At 55.2% G+C, this 14,843-nt stretch carries 18 protein-coding genes and 2 pseudogenes; 6 read left to right on the top strand and 14 right to left on the bottom strand.

The window, feature by feature from the left end:
* Positions 1 to 87 precede the first annotated feature (87 nt).
* Positions 88 to 1,140: a tetratricopeptide repeat protein gene (locus tag BRW62_RS07085; protein WP_099798867.1), complete on the top strand. Its 1,053-nt coding sequence runs from the start codon at positions 88 to 90 to the stop codon at positions 1,138 to 1,140.
* Here the strand turns inward: BRW62_RS07085 and BRW62_RS07080 are convergent.
* From BRW62_RS07080 to BRW62_RS07060, 5 genes are all read right to left on the bottom strand, one after another.
* Positions 1,137 to 1,598, bottom strand: coding sequence for a hypothetical protein (locus tag BRW62_RS07080; RefSeq protein WP_099798866.1), 462 nt, complete (start codon positions 1,596 to 1,598; stop codon positions 1,137 to 1,139). The two genes, BRW62_RS07085 and BRW62_RS07080, sit on opposite strands and share 4 nt — an antisense overlap.
* Positions 1,599 to 1,606: 8 nt before the next feature.
* Positions 1,607 to 1,900 (bottom strand): Asp-tRNA(Asn)/Glu-tRNA(Gln) amidotransferase subunit GatC, encoded by a 294-nt coding sequence (gatC, locus tag BRW62_RS07075; protein ID WP_099798865.1) that lies wholly within the window; start codon positions 1,898 to 1,900, stop codon positions 1,607 to 1,609.
* A 10-nt stretch (positions 1,901 to 1,910) separates the two neighbouring features.
* A complete protein-coding gene (locus BRW62_RS07070) occupies positions 1,911 to 2,432 on the bottom strand; it encodes a photosystem I assembly protein Ycf3 (RefSeq protein WP_099798864.1) in 522 nt (173 codons plus the stop codon).
* Between the two features lie 71 nt (positions 2,433 to 2,503).
* Complete coding sequence (locus BRW62_RS07065; RefSeq protein ID WP_099798863.1) at positions 2,504 to 2,980, bottom strand: CRR6 family NdhI maturation factor; 477 nt, start codon at positions 2,978 to 2,980, stop codon at positions 2,504 to 2,506.
* Positions 2,981 to 3,020: 40 nt separating this feature from the next.
* Complete coding sequence (locus BRW62_RS07060; RefSeq protein ID WP_099798862.1) at positions 3,021 to 3,263, bottom strand: NifU family protein; 243 nt, start codon at positions 3,261 to 3,263, stop codon at positions 3,021 to 3,023.
* Between the two features lie 195 nt (positions 3,264 to 3,458).
* Here BRW62_RS07060 and efp point away from each other — a divergent pair, with 195 nt between their 5' ends.
* The 4 genes and pseudogenes from efp to nadA all read left to right on the top strand — a co-directional run bounded on the left by efp (position 3,459) and on the right by nadA (position 7,061).
* Positions 3,459 to 4,016 carry an elongation factor P gene (gene efp, locus BRW62_RS07055; RefSeq protein WP_099798861.1) on the top strand — a complete coding sequence of 186 codons (558 nt, stop codon included), beginning with the start codon at positions 3,459 to 3,461 and terminating at the stop codon, positions 4,014 to 4,016.
* A gap of 11 nt (positions 4,017 to 4,027) precedes the next feature.
* Positions 4,028 to 4,486 (top strand): acetyl-CoA carboxylase biotin carboxyl carrier protein, encoded by a 459-nt coding sequence (gene accB / locus BRW62_RS07050; RefSeq protein WP_099798860.1) that lies wholly within the window; start codon positions 4,028 to 4,030, stop codon positions 4,484 to 4,486.
* A gap of 64 nt (positions 4,487 to 4,550) precedes the next feature.
* Positions 4,551 to 6,046, top strand: a pseudogene (crtD, locus tag BRW62_RS07045) (C-3',4' desaturase CrtD).
* A 61-nt stretch (positions 6,047 to 6,107) separates the two neighbouring features.
* On the top strand, positions 6,108 to 7,061 hold the full coding sequence (gene nadA / locus BRW62_RS07040) for a quinolinate synthase NadA (protein WP_099798859.1): 954 nt from the start codon (positions 6,108 to 6,110) through the stop codon (positions 7,059 to 7,061).
* Here nadA and BRW62_RS07035 read toward each other — a convergent pair.
* A complete protein-coding gene (locus BRW62_RS07035; RefSeq protein WP_099798858.1) occupies positions 7,047 to 8,381 on the bottom strand; it encodes a (Fe-S)-binding protein in 1,335 nt (444 codons plus the stop codon). The genes nadA and BRW62_RS07035 overlap by 15 nt on opposite strands.
* Before the next feature lie 56 nt (positions 8,382 to 8,437).
* Positions 8,438 to 9,691 (bottom strand): FAD-binding oxidoreductase, encoded by a 1,254-nt coding sequence (locus BRW62_RS07030; RefSeq protein ID WP_099798857.1) that lies wholly within the window; start codon positions 9,689 to 9,691, stop codon positions 8,438 to 8,440.
* Between the two features lie 150 nt (positions 9,692 to 9,841).
* Here BRW62_RS07030 and BRW62_RS07025 point away from each other — a divergent pair.
* Positions 9,842 to 10,700 (top strand): annotated as a pseudogene (locus BRW62_RS07025) (RNA-guided endonuclease InsQ/TnpB family protein); the annotation flags it as partial.
* Between the two features lie 54 nt (positions 10,701 to 10,754).
* Here the strand turns inward: BRW62_RS07025 and BRW62_RS07020 are convergent.
* The 7 genes from BRW62_RS07020 to lpxC all read right to left on the bottom strand — a co-directional run bounded on the left by BRW62_RS07020 (position 10,755) and on the right by lpxC (position 14,836).
* The gene (locus BRW62_RS07020) at positions 10,755 to 11,207 is read right to left on the bottom strand and encodes a diacylglycerol kinase family protein (RefSeq protein WP_099799873.1); all 453 of its coding nucleotides are present in this window, start codon (positions 11,205 to 11,207) and stop codon (positions 10,755 to 10,757) included.
* 200 nt (positions 11,208 to 11,407) lie between these two features.
* Positions 11,408 to 11,929 carry an rRNA maturation RNase YbeY gene (ybeY, locus tag BRW62_RS07015; RefSeq protein ID WP_099798856.1) on the bottom strand — a complete coding sequence of 174 codons (522 nt, stop codon included), beginning with the start codon at positions 11,927 to 11,929 and terminating at the stop codon, positions 11,408 to 11,410.
* Positions 11,930 to 11,931: 2 nt separating this feature from the next.
* Positions 11,932 to 12,087 (bottom strand): DUF3285 domain-containing protein, encoded by a 156-nt coding sequence (locus tag BRW62_RS07010; protein ID WP_099798855.1) that lies wholly within the window; start codon positions 12,085 to 12,087, stop codon positions 11,932 to 11,934.
* Between the two features lie 33 nt (positions 12,088 to 12,120).
* Positions 12,121 to 12,615, bottom strand: coding sequence for a tRNA (cytidine(34)-2'-O)-methyltransferase (locus BRW62_RS07005; protein ID WP_099799872.1), 495 nt, complete (start codon positions 12,613 to 12,615; stop codon positions 12,121 to 12,123).
* A 22-nt stretch (positions 12,616 to 12,637) separates the two neighbouring features.
* Complete coding sequence (gene lpxA / locus BRW62_RS07000) at positions 12,638 to 13,444, bottom strand: acyl-ACP--UDP-N-acetylglucosamine O-acyltransferase (protein WP_198406237.1); 807 nt, start codon at positions 13,442 to 13,444, stop codon at positions 12,638 to 12,640.
* Positions 13,445 to 13,456: 12 nt separating this feature from the next.
* On the bottom strand, positions 13,457 to 13,921 hold the full coding sequence (gene fabZ / locus BRW62_RS06995; RefSeq protein ID WP_099798853.1) for a 3-hydroxyacyl-ACP dehydratase FabZ: 465 nt from the start codon (positions 13,919 to 13,921) through the stop codon (positions 13,457 to 13,459).
* Between the two features lie 33 nt (positions 13,922 to 13,954).
* Positions 13,955 to 14,836, bottom strand: coding sequence for a UDP-3-O-acyl-N-acetylglucosamine deacetylase (lpxC, locus tag BRW62_RS06990; RefSeq protein ID WP_099798852.1), 882 nt, complete (start codon positions 14,834 to 14,836; stop codon positions 13,955 to 13,957).
* Positions 14,837 to 14,843: the final 7 nt, after the last annotated feature.

Here is a 14,843-nt window from a genome sequence, read left to right as displayed (position 1 = left end):
CCACCGGGGAAATTTGCAGCATCTCTTAAGGGATGCGTAAACAACCATTAAGCGTCGGTTAATTGTTGCGAGGAGAACTCACTCACGATGAAATTACGACAGATGTGCGCCCTAGGGGCGATCGCTGTGACCTTAGGGGTTGCCACCCCTGCGGTTGCTAATAGTCAATTGGCCGTGCTCATGCAGGAAGGTCGTCGTTTGGTGGAGGCGGGCAGCTACGATCAAGCCCTTGCGGTCTATCAGCAACTCCTGCAAAGCGATAGTCGCAATCCTCGTGTTCATTCTGCCCTTGGGTTTATTTATGCCCAGCGGGGGCAATTTGCGGAGGCTGCCCGTGCTTACCAGCAAGCCATTGAACTCGATCGCCAAAACCCAGACTTTTACTATGCCTTGGGCTACAGCCTAGGGATGATGGGGGAAAACCATGGGGCTGCGGCTGCCTATCGCCAAGCCATTCGCCTCAATAATCGCAATGCTCAAGCCTACGAAGGGCTGGCGGTGATTTTGGCGCGCCTTGGCGATCCCCAAGGGGCGATCCAGGCCTACCGCTCTGTGATTAGCTTAGAGCCACGCAGTTGGTCTGCCCATAAGGGATTAGGCGTGCTCTTGCTCCAGCAGCGCAACGTGGCGGAGGCTCTTACCACGCTCCGGCAAGCTGCACGTTTAGCCCCCAATAATGCCTCGGTGCAACTGAATTTGGGGATGGCACTGTTGGCGGCTGGAGACCCAGCCAGCGGTTGGCAGGCCATTGACCAAGCGATGGCAATGGGTCAGCGAGATCTAGACCTACTAGAGCAAATTGCTGAGCTAGCCGCAGCGGCGAATGAACCCCAGCGCGCTGTACAAGCCTATCGCCGGATGATTTCCCTGAATCCAGAGCGCCTTCTCACCTATATCCAGTTAGGAGATCTGCTGATGCAGCAAAATAACCCTCTGGAGGCGGCTGCCACCTACCGCCAAATTACCCGCATTAGCCCCACCAACCCTGAAGGGTTCTATAAGCTCGGACGCGCCTTGGCAGTGCAAGGTCGTCGCTCAGAGGCGCGTAGTGCCTACCAAACGGCACTAAAACTCTACCGAGAACAAAACAATCCTCAGGGGGAGACCAAGGTCAAAGAGGCAATGCACCAACGTAACTAAGGGCAGTTAGAGCGCCCCGGGGCGGGGACGCACAACTCCCACTCAGCATTAAAGGGTTCGTAGCCAATGGCCAGACCAGCACGCTCAACCTGTTCGCGTACCTGCTCAAAGCAGGGGAAGCCATCGGGACGCACGGCAATGATCACGTATTCGCGATCGCCCCGGTTGCGCAGGTTGGCAAGGTAAATCGCCAGCAATGACGTGTTGCTGGCTAACTGCGATTGGAGAACCAGTTGCCGTTGGGGATGGATGACGACCCCATCGCGGCGGCATTCTAAATAGCGGGGGGCGCGACCATCATTTTGGGCTGTTTCCCGCGCCAAAATTTGGACGGTAGTGCGCTCGCGAGTGAGGCTGCTGACGCTAATGACCACCACCAGTAGGATCAGGGTGCCAATCGTACAGGCCAAAATCGACAGAAAGGGAAACAGATCCAGTTGCAGGGGTTGACGGCGCACAAACAGGGTTAAATAATTTTGGGCACACGGAAAAAGTCATCTTCGCGATCAGGGGCGATCGCCAGCAGGTCTTCGCGGTTTGCGTCGGTGCTCAAGGTGTCGGGACGGGTTACATTACTCACTTCAATGGCACGGGTGGTGGGTGCCACAGTGCTAACCTCCAGTTCACTAAGCTGGTTCACGTAGTCAAGAATGCTATCTAGCTGAGCAGTCAGGGCGGCAATTTCGCTTTCCTCAATGGCTAAGCGCGCTAAGTGAGCCACCTTGCGCACATCCTCTGCGGTAATCACTTTAGTTCCCATGGGTTGCTACCTAGAAATACACATCCATGCTGGATCGCCCGGTGGTTTTCAGCCAGTTCTGTGCCTCAATGTAGTTATTAGGGGCAAGCTGAATCGCCCGTTTCCAGTAGTCCGCTGCCCGATCAAATAACTGCTCTGCCTCCTCGGAGTTCTGTTGCTCCTCAGCCAGTGTCCCGAGATAGTGATAGATAACCGCCACGTTATTGAGGGCTTGGGGCATCCGCGGATTTAGATCAAGGGCTTGGTGATAGTAGGCCAATGCCTTCTCGTGCTCACCGTTACTGGCGTGGATCAGGCCAATGTTGTACAGGATATAACTGCGATCGTTGGGGTCTTCTTCCAGTTCAAGAGCTGCTTCATAATTTTCCAGTGCCTCGGCGTACTCACCATCCGCCTGCGCTGACATCCCGTCGCGATAGTAGGCAAAGGCGGTTTTGGCTTGGGAGCTGGTGGGCAAAACCTTGAGAATGAGATCGGCCATGACCGTAAAGGTTTTGTCAATGAAGTTATCGTTCCGTTGCGATCGCGGCATAGTACGTAGGGAGTAGTCTTTTGCTTAGTGTATCAAAGGAACTACGACCCGCAGCAACTCGCCTCGCTAGGTTACAGCAGGGCAAACAGATCGCTATCTAGGTCGTAGCCAAAGATAGCGGCCATGGCCTTCACCTTTTCGGGGGCGGCGTAGCCGTGGGCTTGCAACCATTGCCACAGGGTAAAGACCTTGGCCATAACAAAAATATCAAGGGCTTGGGGGTTAAACACAATGCCCTGCTGCGGATGAAACTCGTGGGGAATCAGCATAGCGGCATAGCGAACCAGTTCCCCCTCTGACCAGTTGAGCAGGTAGGGCAGCCACGGATAGCAAACATCGGCACGAATAAACCAGAGACGCACCGGGGCAAGCTCTGATAACTCTAAATCGGGGTCCTCGTCAGGGCGAGGATACTCAATGGTAAAGCTTAGGGACTGATGGTGCTCAAGCAGGGTACCTGCGGCCATCAGTGGCTCCAAGGCAGCACTGAGGGGCGTCAGATCAAGGCGATCAATCGTGTCTGGCTTAAGCGCAATGGCGATCGCCACAGGAACGCTCCCCTCGCATTTTTACCAATTTACAAGCACCCTATAGCACTTGCTGCACTTCAGCAATTTCGGGAATCGACTCTTTTAACTTGCGTTCAATCCCCATACGCAGGGTCATCGTTGAACTGGGGCACGACCCACAGGCTCCCTGCAACCGCAGCCGCACCACTGGACCTTCAATTTCGACAAGCTCAACATTGCCGCCGTCCGCCATCAGGTAAGGGCGCAGTTCATCAAGAACTTTTTCAACATTTTCATTGCACAGTTCAAGGGTTGCTGCCATAGTTACTGTCCTTAGCCTGTCGTTAGCCGAAGTACATTACATCTAGGGTAATTCTATCACTACACGGTGGTAAGCCAAACGTAACAATTCCTTGGGGTGCTAATGGATCCAAGTCTAGGGAAATCCTAGGGGCGATCGCCGGAATCGGAACCTCACAACGGTACAATGGTAGCTTGGTGAACTGCACGGTAGGACATGATTTCCAGTAATGATTTTCGCCCGGGTGTGAGTATTGAGCTAGATGGTTCCGTCTGGCGGGTTGTTGAGTTTTTACACGTCAAGCCCGGTAAAGGCTCGGCCTTTGTGCGCACCAAATTAAAAAACGTGCAGACGGGGAATGTAATTGAGCGCACCTTTCGTGCTGGGGAAACGGTTCCCCAAGCCACCCTAGAAAAACGCACCATGCAACATACCTATAAAGATGGCGAAGATTTCGTCTTTATGGATATGGAAAGCTACGAAGAGGCACGGCTGTCGCCGAGTCAGATGGGCGATCGCGCCAAGTACCTCAAAGAAGGCATGGAAGTGAATATTATCAAATGGGGCGAGCAAGTCCTTGAGGTTGAGTTGCCCAACTCCGTCGTCTTAGAAGTCACGCAGACCGATCCTGGGGTCAAAGGGGATACCGCCACCGGCGGCACAAAGCCAGCCATCGTCGAGACCGGCGCCCAAGTCATGGTGCCGTTATTTATCTCAGTGGGTGAGCGGATTCGCATTGATACCCGCACCGATTCTTACCTTGGCCGCGAATAGGAGTAACGGGTGTGGAGCTTGATCTCAACCAAGTACGCGAACTGTTGTTGATGTTTGATCAAACCAGTGTCACCGAACTCAACCTCAAAAGCGGTGAACTGGAACTGCAACTGCGCAAGGGTGAGCACCTCAGTAGCTCTAGCCCGCCAGTGGTTACAGCAGCCTCACCCCCGGCTCCCCCGGTGCTAGCGGCAGACTCAGAACCCACCCCACCCCCGGCCAACCGCAAAACCGTGGATATTGCTGCCCCCATGGTGGGTACGTTTTACCGCGCTCCGGCCCCCGATGAGCCGCCCTTTGTGGAAGTGGGCGATAGGGTCACCAAAGGACAGGTGGTCTGTATTATCGAAGCGATGAAGCTAATGAACGAGATTGAGTCAGAAGTCAACGGCCAAGTGGTTGAGATTCTGGTGCAGAACGCCGCCCCCATTGAATACGGCCAACCCTTAATGCGCATCTTGCCTAACTAAGACTTGTTACAAAACTTAAAAAAGTGCCATCCTAGGAACTAGGTAGGGTTTTTGAGGATGAGGCATGACCCGTCAAGTTGTGGTTGTCGGGGCTGGTATCGGTGGCTTAACGGCGGCAGCCTTGTTAGCGCGGCACGGCTACGGGGTAACCGTTTTTGAGCAAGCGCAGCAACTGGGAGGATGTGCGTCAACATTTTGGCGGCGTGGCTTTACCTTTGATGTCGGTGCCACCCAAGTCGCTGGCTTGGAACCGGGGGAATCCACGAGCAAATTTTCTCTGAACTGGAGGTTCCCCTACCCACCGCAACTCCCTGCGATCCAGCCTGTGCAGTTTACTTGCCGAACGAGACAACGCCCATTCAGGTCTGGCGAGATCGCCAGCGCTGGCAACAGGAACGACAACAACACTTTCCGGGCAGTGCAGGCTTTTGGCAAAGCTTAGAACAGCTCTTTGCCATTAGTTGGCGGTTTCAACAGCGCCAGCCCATTTTGCCACCGCGCACCCCCTTTGATCTCTGGCAGTTGGTGCAGGCGCTGCGCCCCGATACCGTGCTGACACTGCCGCTGAGCCTGATGACGGTGACGGATTGGCTGCATCTGTGGGGCTTAGGGGGCGATCGCCGCCTGCGGCAGTTTTTAGATCTGCAACTTAAGCTCTACTCCCAAGTCGATGCCTCAGAAACCGCACTCCTGTATGCGGCTACAGCTCTGTGTTTGTCTCAGGCACCCCATGGGCTTTATCATCTGCACGGCAGTATGCAAGTCCTCAGTGATCGGTTGGCCACAGCTATCCGGCGCGATGGCGGCCAAATTCACACCCGCCATTGGGTCACGCAAATTCTGGTTGATCACGGCCGTGCTGTGGGGGTAGAGGTACAGAACTTAAAAACCAAAACCACCACTCGGGTTGACGCGGATCATGTTATTGCCAACGTCCCGGCCCAAAATTTGCCCCAGCTACTTGGGAAGGCAATTCCTAGGGGCTATCTGCACCGCCTGAAAACCCTGCCCCCTGCCTCTGGTGCGTTTGTGCTCTACTTAGGGGTGAAAGACGCCGCCATTCCTGAGAACTGCCCTCCCCACTTGCAATTTCTCTACGATGGCACCGGCCCCATTGGTGAAAATAATTCGCTGTTTGTCTCGGTGAGTCAGCCGGCGGATGGCCGTGCCCCTGAGGGCTATCGCACCCTCATTGCCTCTAGTTTTACGGAGCCAAATTTTTGGCGACAGCCCGATTTAGACTATGGGCGCACAAAAGCAGCCTATACCCAACAGGCACTGGCGCGGTTGGGGCAGTTCTTTGATCTGCGGCCAGAGCACATTATCCACTGCGAAGCGGCCACCCCCCGCACCTTTGCGCGCTACACCGCCCGCCTAGATGGCATTGTCGGTGGCATTAGTCAGCGCCTGAGCACCTTTGGCTCTTTTAGTCTGGCGACCCGTACCCCTATTCCTCACCTTTGGCTGGTGGGCGACTCGGTGCATCCGGGGGAGGGCACAGCAGGGGTGAGCTATGGGGCGCGATCGCTGGTGCAGCAATTACTCGCGGGCGATCGCTAGATTTTGGTAAAAATCACTATAATAGAAAACACCCGTTTCATTCAGAGGACGTTGAGCGACTGTGTTTGCCACCCTTGCCCGCCCCCCCCTACCAACAGATTTAGTTGCAGCCATTCAGGCGCTCAAGCAAGAGCTGAACGCTGTTATTTTGGCGCATTACTACCAAGATCCGGCCATTCAAGATGTCGCTGATTATATTGGTGACTCCTTGGGTTTGTCGCGGCAAGCGGCGCAGACGACGGCGGATGTCATTGTCTTTGCTGGGGTTCACTTCATGGCGGAAACGGCCAAAATTCTCAACCCCACGAAGCTGGTGCTACTGCCGGATTTGGCTGCTGGCTGCTCCTTGGCCGATAGCTGCCCCCCAGATGCTTTTGCCGCCTTTAAGGCACGCCACCCCAACCATTTGGTGATCTCCTACATTAACTGCACAGCCGAGATTAAAGCCCTCAGCGATATTATTTGCACCAGTTCCAATGCGGTGAAGATTGTCCAGCAACTGCCAGCGGATCAACCCCTCATTTTTGCCCCCGATCGCAATTTGGGGCGCTATGTGATGGCGCAAACCGGACGGCAGATGGTGCTGTGGGAGGGCAGTTGTATTGTCCATGAAACGTTTTCAGAGCGGCGAATTCTCGAATTAAAAGCCCAGCACCCAACGGCACAGGTTATTGCCCATCCGGAGTGCGAAGAGGGGGTGCTGCGTCATGCCGATTTTATTGGCTCGACCACGGCGCTCCTGACGTACACCGACACCCACGACCAAGATACCTTTATCGTCGTTACCGAACCGGGGATTTTGCACCAAATGCAGCGACGGCATCCCCACAAAACCTTTATCCCTGCTCCGCCTCGCGATCAAACCTGTAACTGCAATGAGTGTCCCTTTATGCGGCTAAATACCCTCGAAAAGCTGTATCTATGTATGCGCGATCGCCAACCCCAGATCGACCTGCCCGAAGATATTCGCCGTGCGGCGCTTCAGCCCATTCAACGGATGCTAGACCTCTCCTAGGGGCAGCGGTTGGCCACGAATTGACCTCTCTAGTAACTGCATGGGGTGATAGACGGGAACCCGGCTCCCCTGATCCTGCAGGTGCCGCTTCAGTTGCACACTACAGCCCACATTGGCAGAGACAATGACATCGGGACGGGTGTTGAGGAGGTTGCGCACCTTTTGCCGCCCCAGTTCTGCGGCCACCTCAGGCTGAAAAATGTTATAGACCCCGGCACTGCCACAGCACAGTGCTGCATCAATGGGTTCGCGCAACTGCACTTGGGGAATCTGCCGCAGGAGTTGGCGCGGTTCTAGGCGAATTTTTTGGCCGTGGATCATGTGGCAGGCATCTTGATACACCAAGGTCAAGGGGCGATCGCTGAGGGGATGGAGGGGGGTCACCAGTCCCTTGGTTGCTAAAAAGACTTGGACATCGTCCACCTTGGCAACAAAGTGCCGGGCGCGATCGCCATAGTCGGGATCCTGAGCCAGCAGGTGATGATACTCCTTGAGGGTGTGTCCACACCCCGAGGCATTGATGAGGACGTTATCCACCGCTGCCGCTGCAAAACAATCAATCATGCGTCGGGCAAGGGCTTGGGCTTGCGCTTCTTCCCCTTGGTGGTGCGGCAGCGCCCCACAACAGCCCTGCTGCGGCGGCACGACCACGTCAAAGCCATTGGCACTCAGAACGGCGATCGTCGCATCGTTCACCTCTGGTAAAAAGAGTCGCTGCACACAGCCCAGAATCACCCCCACACGCCCCCGCCGTTTCCCTTGGGCAGGAATTACCGTCGGGTAAGTATCCCGAAAGCTCGCCGCTGAGAGCGGCGGTAGCATGGCATACATCGCCGCCAACGGCTTTGGTAACAGGCGCGTCAGTCCCCCCACTCGCCGCTCCAGTGCCGCTAATCCTAGGCGCTGGTAAAGCCATAGGGGCAGTAAAAGGGGGCGCAGCCGATTTGGATAGGGCAAGGTTTGGAAAATAAACTGCCGGAAGAGGCGAGCCACAGGCGCCCGGGGGTAATTGCGCTGCACTTGGGCGCGGGTGGCACTAATCAGCTTGTCGTACTGCACCCCCGACGGGCATGTAGTTACACAGGCGAGGCACCCCAAGCAGGTGTCAAAGTGGTTGGCCACCGCTGCCAAGGGGGCTTCACCGTTATTAATGGCATCCATGAGATAGATGCGCCCACGGGGGGAGTCGGCTTCCGTGCCAAGGATGCGATAGCTGGGGCAGGTTGCGAGGCAAAACCCACAGTGCACACAGGCATCAATAAGGGTTGGATCGGGCGGAGAATGGCGGTCAAACCCCGCAACGGGATCAATGGCTGTCATGCAAACCTCCGTAAGACCCTTGCCCTTCGGACAGGGGGATGTCGATACAACGTTGCTTAGAGACCACCAACAAAAGCGCCAGCACCAAAGACACCCGTTGCATCCAATTGTTGCTTAAGAGTCCGCATCAATTCAAGGGCATTGCCGCGATAGTCCCAAGGGTCAAGCTGCTGCTTTAAGGACAGCGGCGCGGCCAAAAGGGTGACATAGCCCCGCTGCACCCACTGGCGCAGACTGCGAATGAGTTGCTCTAAGGCTGCGGTATCACCATGGAGATAGGCATAGCCGATCCCTTGGGCGATCGCCACCGTGGCGCGACACTCACAATGCAAGCGGCTGGCCTCTTGGTGGAGATAGATCAGCCCCTTGAGGGCATCCCTAGGGCACAGGCCTACCTTGAGGATCACCTGCTCTGGGGTTGGGTTGAGAAGAATTCCAGCTGGTTCTTGTAGGTGTAGGCTCAGTTGGCTGGCAGTGGCAATGTCAGCGAGGCGATCGCCCAAGGTGCCGCTGGCTATAACCTCCCGCAGGGTATGGAATTCTAGATCCAGCAACAGCCGACCACTGGGCTCCAAAACTAGATCAAATCGCACCGGGGTCAGCGAACTTGCCAAGAGGGCGTCTAGCCCAGTGGCCAATGCGGCAGGATCCCCGTGTAACTGCCACCGCTGAACCGCATCTGGCAATGGATAGACCCGTAAGGTTACCTCTGTGAGAATCCCCAAGCTGCCATAGCTACCCACCAGCAACTTCATCAGGTCATAGCCCGCCACATTTTTAACCACCCGCCCGCCCGCTTTCACCAGTTGACCATCACTACGAATAAACTGCACCCCAAGACATTGATCGCGCCAAGAACCATAGCGGTGGCGCAGCGTCCCGTTAGCTTGGGTGGCCAAACACCCGCCAAGGGTTGCAGTGTCTTGGTAAAGCGGATCCGCCGCAATCCATTGACCGGCTCTGGCTAACTGGTGCTGAAGGTGCTGAAAGCGAATTCCCACTTGGGTGGTAACCGTCATGTCGGCAGCAGCATGATCAATGACCTGTTGCCACGCCGTTGTCCGCAAAAAAAGATCAACCTTGGGGTGTCCCCCTAGCCAATTGAGTTTCGTGCCGGCTCCGAGGGCTAACACCCGCCAGCCCTCACGATGGGCGCAGGCCACTACCGCTGCCCCTTGCTCAGGGGTAGGAGGGGTGACAATAAAGGCTGCTTCCGGAAGGTAACCGCGTAAGTGGGGATGGCGATCGCCTAGGTCGCTCACCGCTGTAATTGCTGCCTCCCCCAGCAGTGCTATCAGTGTCTGTTTCATCGCTACTTCCGAGAAACCCTACCGTTTTAGGGCAGGGAGGGACAGGAGCGGCAACTGAGCGAGGCTCGACGCCTCCGAAGTTGCCGTACAGGGGTACTAGTCTCACAGAATTTACAATTTTTTACAATACAATGTTAAGACACAATGTTAAGACAGCGAATTGATTATGTTCAAAGCTCTGCTTTGTTGACGGCGTGGAAACAGTAGGATGACCTGCAATTTCTCAACGAGGTCAGCAGCGTTCCTTTGCAGCAAGGATTGAGGCATCTGCAATCCGCTTTCAGTAACTTCTTTGCAGGTCGGGCGAAATATCCCAACTTCAAAAAGAAGCGCAACGGCGGTAGTGCAGAATTTACTGGGTCTGCCTTTAAGTGGAAGGACGGTAAAGTGTTTCTGGCAAAGTGCTCCGAGCCATTGACTATCCGATGGTCTAGGCAATTGCCAGATGGTGTTGAGCCATCCACCGTTACTGTTCGCCTGAATCCTGCGGGGCAGTGGTACACCAGCCTGCCGTTTGACGATCCACGCGATTTGACCTTGCCACCTTCCACCAACGCTGTAGGCTTGGATGTAGGGATTAGCAGTCTTGTCACCCTGAGTACAGGCGAAAAGGTTGCCAATCCCAAGCATCTTGACCAGCGAGACAAACAACTGCGACGGGCACAAAAGGCATTGAGTCGCAAGCAAAAGGGGTCTCGCAATCGAGAAAAAGCACGACTTAACCTTGCTCGAATCCACCAACAGATTGCCAACGCCAGACAAGACCATCTGCACAGGGTAACGACGCGGCTCATCCGTGAAAACCAAACGATTGCCGTTGCCTGTGCGGGAGTGGGATTGTCCCAACTGTGGAGTCCACCATGACCGAGATATGAATGCAGCGATAACCATTTTGGCCGTGGGACACACGGTGTCAGTCTGTGGAGCTAACGTAAGACCTGATGAGCACACGCTCAAAGGGCAGTTGCGCAAGTCCAGCAATGGAAAGAAGCAGAAACCTAAGTCGTGAGGCTTGGGAATCCCCGCTGCTTGCGTCGGGGAGGATGTCAACGAGAGTTCAACCCTAAAACAGCGTTCTCAAAACAGGATAGACCAAGGGCGGTAAAATTAAGGCGGCGGCAACCGCTAGTGCGGCGGTAGCGCCCACAAGGACAGCACCTGCAGCACAGTCTTTGGCAATACGGGCGAGGTCATGGTACTCCTTGCCAACCGTGAGATCCACCACTGCCTCTAGGGCGGTATTGATGAGTTCTAAGCCCATCACAACGGCAATTGTGAGGATAATGACTGCCAGTTCCACCGGTGACAACCTTAGAAGGCTACCAAGGGCGATCGCCGTCACGGCAATAGCGGTGTGAATCCGGAAATTCCGCTGAGTTTGGAATGCATACTGCACCCCTGCCCACGCATAGCGGAAACTACTCATTAAAGACGTAGCCATCCGATAGGAGCGCTGTCGCAGGTGTAGTGTTCCACTCGTTTTTTCTGCGTAGGCCGCAAGTAATTTTTGTGTCATACCCTTATCCATCACACCGGTGCTAAAGAAACCAACCCCACAGCCTATGGCAGCAAGAACAGAAGCTGACAGAGGTACTCACCATACCCCTCTCACTCTAGGATGCTCTCTAGGACAACAGGGAAACAGGCCATAGTTCACACACCCTAACAAAAAAAAGTTAAAAACCTGCTATGTAAACGCTAACTATTTAAGCACACTCATCCCCCTTTCGTTTGATCATCATGAACGTAATCTCCAGAGAAGATCAAGGGTGGAGGCGCTAAACCCACTGCCTGCAAGCACTGCGCTTGTTGTGCCAGCATGGCTGCTAACTGTGTTGCATCTGGGTGATCCCAGCCTAAGAGGTGTAACAAACCATGAGAGGCCAACCATGCCACTTCGCTAAGTGGCGGGTGCTGACCTACCTGAGCCTGTTGGATAGCAGTCTCCACAGAAATAATGACATCTCCGAGGTACTCAGGTTCCCCAGGGGCGAGGGATACCCCCTCATCCCTTGTGGCAAAGGCCAGAACATCGGTGGGTTGGTCGCGATGGCGAAACTGGTGGTTGAGGCGTTGAATTGCTTGATCCGATGTAAAGCGCAGTGTTAGTTCATAGCTGCGGGCACTCGCGGGTTCCACCATGTGTAGCCATATCTGTAGCCACTGCTGCCAAGGCAATGCCGCCAGATCAATCCCCGGCAGGGGCTGATGCACTTCTACATAGACGGTTACGCTCATGCTTAGCGGGTGAGATAGGATAAGCTGACGAGCACTGCCAGTAACCCCAAGCTCGTAAGGGCAAAGTGGGTCAGAGATTTACCGCCCTTGCGTACCATATTGCGCATGGCTAATTTGACGTAGCTCGGCTTGGCATCTGGGGTAGGAGAGTTGGTCATGGGGTATTTTCTATAGATATGAGGACTCAAGGATTAGTGTAGCGACTTGGGGGGGAAATTCCCTGCGTGGTGCTGATGGAGTTGGCGGTAGGCTTCCATCAAGGCGATCGCCACCGAGGCAGAGAGGTTTAAGCTCCGCACGGCAGATTGCCACATGGGAATCGTGAGATAGGCATCGCAGGTCTGCAAGACGGCTTCAGGAATGCCATCGGGTTCGCTGCCAAACACCAGCCAATCGGTGGGAGCAAACCGAAAATCCCAGTAGAGGGTTTCCGCCGCCGGTTCAAAGGCGATGAGTCGCCCGCCCATGGAGGATTGATGTGTTTGCAAAAAGGTGTCCCAACCCGTGTGGCAATAGAGTTCCACGTAGGGCCAATAGTCGAGACCGGCACGCTTGAGGTAGCGATCGCTCAGTTCAAACCCCAACGGCTCAATCAGGTGCAAGGGGGTCTGAGTTGCTGCGCAGGTGCGGGCAATATTACCTGTATTTGGTGGAATTTGCGGATGGATAAGGACAACAGCGGGCATGGGATCAGCAAACAGCATCCAGCTAGTCTAGGGTGGAGCGCCCACTGGGGGTTAAGCCGCGCCGCCCTTCTTCGCGGGCATAGGTTAAAAACCGCTGCAAATGATCTAAGTGTTCAGAGGGTGGGAGCATCCCTAACTGGGCGATCGCCTCTGTCAAGGGTAAATCCCGACGGTAAAGAATACGAAACGCCTCTTTGAGATCTCGCATCTCACTGTCACTCACCCCAGACCGCCGCAGTCCCACTTGGTTGAGGGCACGCACCCGGGCAGGGTGACCCTCCACAAGCATATAGGGGGGGACATCCCGATCTACCCGTGCCATTGCTCCCACCATCGCCAACCGGCCAATGTGGACAAACTGATGAATCCCCACCATGCCACCAATGCGGGCTTTGGATTCAATGCAGACGTGACCAGCGATAGAGGCTGCGTTGGTAATCACGACCTGATCTTCAATGACGCAGTCGTGGGCGACATGAACGTAGGCCAACAGCAAGTTATGATTGCCAATGATCGTTGCATCCCCCTCGCCATTGGCACGGTTAATGGTCACATACTCGCGAATCGTGTTGTAATCCCCAATCCGCAGGGCACTGTTTGCGCCAGTATATTTTTGATCCTGCGAGATAGTGCCAATCACTGCCCCCGGAAAGATGCGGTTTCCCACCCCTACATCCGTTGGGCCTTCAATAATCACGTGCGCGCCAATTTGCGTATGCGCCCCCACTCGCACCTGCTCGCCAATAACCGCATAGGGACCCACTTGGACGGTAGGATCCAGTTCAGCGTTGGGGTGAATAACGGCAGTAGGATGGATCAGCGTTTGCATCATTTGTTCTGACTAGTCCACAAGGGAGAACATCATCTCGCCTTCACATACCAATTGGCCATTGACTTCAGCACGGCCTTGCATTTTGCCGATACGCTGCTGCTTCACCACGAGCAAGTCTGCGCGCAGAATTAACTGATCCCCCGGCACAACCGGTCGCCGAAAACGCACCTTATCAATTCCCGCGAAGACTGAGAGCTTATCTTTCGCCCAGTCCATTTGCATCAGCACCACCCCCCCCACTTGGGCAAGGGCTTCGACAATTAACACCCCCGGCATAATAGGGCGACCCGGAAAATGCCCCTGAAAAAATGGTTCGTTGATGGTTACGTTCTTCAGCCCCACGGCATACTTTTGGGGGACATAGTCAATCACCCGATCCACAAGGAGAAAGGGATAACGGTGGGGGAGTAACTGTTGCAGGTCGGTAACACTCAGGACGGGCGAGGTGGGAGGCAATTCGGTCAAGGTGGCCATAGACAGTCGGATTGGCAATGAGGGATAAACAAATCATAGGCGAGAATGGGTGCTAGCTGGGGACAGACGGGGGGCGATCGCCCTTGCCAGTTGAGTATGCAGGTGATGGCTGGCTTTGTAGGCCACGTAATGGGCAGTGGGGGGAACCCCCAAAAGAGCCAAATCTCCCCAGAAGTCTAGTAGCTTGTGACGCACTGGCTCATCGGCAAACCGTAGTGGTGGATTGAGCCATCCTGTTGCACTGCACACAAGGGCATTGTCTAAACTCCCGCCTTGAATCAAGCCTTGGGCACGCAAATACTCCACCTGCTCAGCAAAGCCAAAGGTACGCGCGGGGGCAATCTCTGTTGCTAGCTCGGCAGGGCTAAAGCTACACCACTGACGACCAATGGCTACATAGGCAAAGTCAATCCCGTAGCTTACCCGGGTTGCGGGAGCAGGCACAGCACTGACAAAGGCGTCGCCCTCGTAAAGGGTAATGGGTTCTCTGAGCGCACCACAGGGACGCTGTGCCTCCTGTGCCGCCAGCCCCACAGCGAGTATGCCATCCAGCCATGGTTGCGCTGAGCCATCGAGGACAGGAACTTCCGCCCCTGACACTTCAATGACGACGTTGTCCACACCGGCGATCGCCAGTGCTGCGAGTAAGTGCTCCACCGTGCGAACACTTGCGCCAGCGCCTACCAGCTCTGTGGCCAATTGTGTCGATTGTACGTGGTCAATCCGGGCAGGAATTTTGGGGTGCTGAGGTAAATCTACCCGTACAAAGCAGCGACCGCTGTTGGCTGGGGCTGGCTGCAGGGTGACGCTAACCTCACACCCAGAGTGCAAGCCAACCCCTGACCAGTGCTGGGGTGCCGCCAAGGTGTGTTGGCACGACGAGTCAACCGCAGTTGGCAATGGTGCAGTGTGCATCTTCATT

This window comes from Thermostichus lividus PCC 6715, assembly GCF_002754935.1.
In the GTDB taxonomy this organism is placed as follows: domain Bacteria; phylum Cyanobacteriota; class Cyanobacteriia; order Thermosynechococcales; family Thermosynechococcaceae; genus Thermosynechococcus; species Thermosynechococcus lividus.
This window is presented reverse-complemented; position numbering and strand designations above follow the sequence as displayed.

Bases quoted from the DNA above. Each gene is read 5' to 3' on its own strand.
- BRW62_RS07085 (WP_099798867.1), top strand. From the start codon at position 88: ATGAAATTACGACAGATGTGCGCCCTAGGGGCGATCGCTGTGACCTTA.
- gatC (WP_099798865.1), bottom strand. From the start codon at position 1,900: ATGGGAACTAAAGTGATTACCGCAGAGGATGTGCGCAAGGTGGCTCAC.
- BRW62_RS07070 (WP_099798864.1), bottom strand. From the start codon at position 2,432: ATGCCGCGATCGCAACGGAACGATAACTTCATTGACAAAACCTTTACG.
- BRW62_RS07060 (WP_099798862.1), bottom strand. From the start codon at position 3,263: ATGGCAGCAACCCTTGAACTGTGCAATGAAAATGTTGAAAAAGTTCTT.
- efp (WP_099798861.1), top strand. From the start codon at position 3,459: ATGATTTCCAGTAATGATTTTCGCCCGGGTGTGAGTATTGAGCTAGAT.
- BRW62_RS07035 (WP_099798858.1), bottom strand. From the start codon at position 8,381: ATGACAGCCATTGATCCCGTTGCGGGGTTTGACCGCCATTCTCCGCCC.
- BRW62_RS07030 (WP_099798857.1), bottom strand. From the start codon at position 9,691: ATGAAACAGACACTGATAGCACTGCTGGGGGAGGCAGCAATTACAGCG.
- BRW62_RS07020 (WP_099799873.1), bottom strand. From the start codon at position 11,207: ATGACACAAAAATTACTTGCGGCCTACGCAGAAAAAACGAGTGGAACA.
- ybeY (WP_099798856.1), bottom strand. From the start codon at position 11,929: ATGAGCGTAACCGTCTATGTAGAAGTGCATCAGCCCCTGCCGGGGATT.
- BRW62_RS07010 (WP_099798855.1), bottom strand. From the start codon at position 12,087: ATGACCAACTCTCCTACCCCAGATGCCAAGCCGAGCTACGTCAAATTA.
- BRW62_RS07005 (WP_099799872.1), bottom strand. From the start codon at position 12,615: ATGCCCGCTGTTGTCCTTATCCATCCGCAAATTCCACCAAATACAGGT.
- lpxA (WP_198406237.1), bottom strand. From the start codon at position 13,444: ATGCAAACGCTGATCCATCCTACTGCCGTTATTCACCCCAACGCTGAA.
- fabZ (WP_099798853.1), bottom strand. From the start codon at position 13,921: ATGGCCACCTTGACCGAATTGCCTCCCACCTCGCCCGTCCTGAGTGTT.
- lpxC (WP_099798852.1), bottom strand. From the start codon at position 14,836: ATGCACACTGCACCATTGCCAACTGCGGTTGACTCGTCGTGCCAACAC.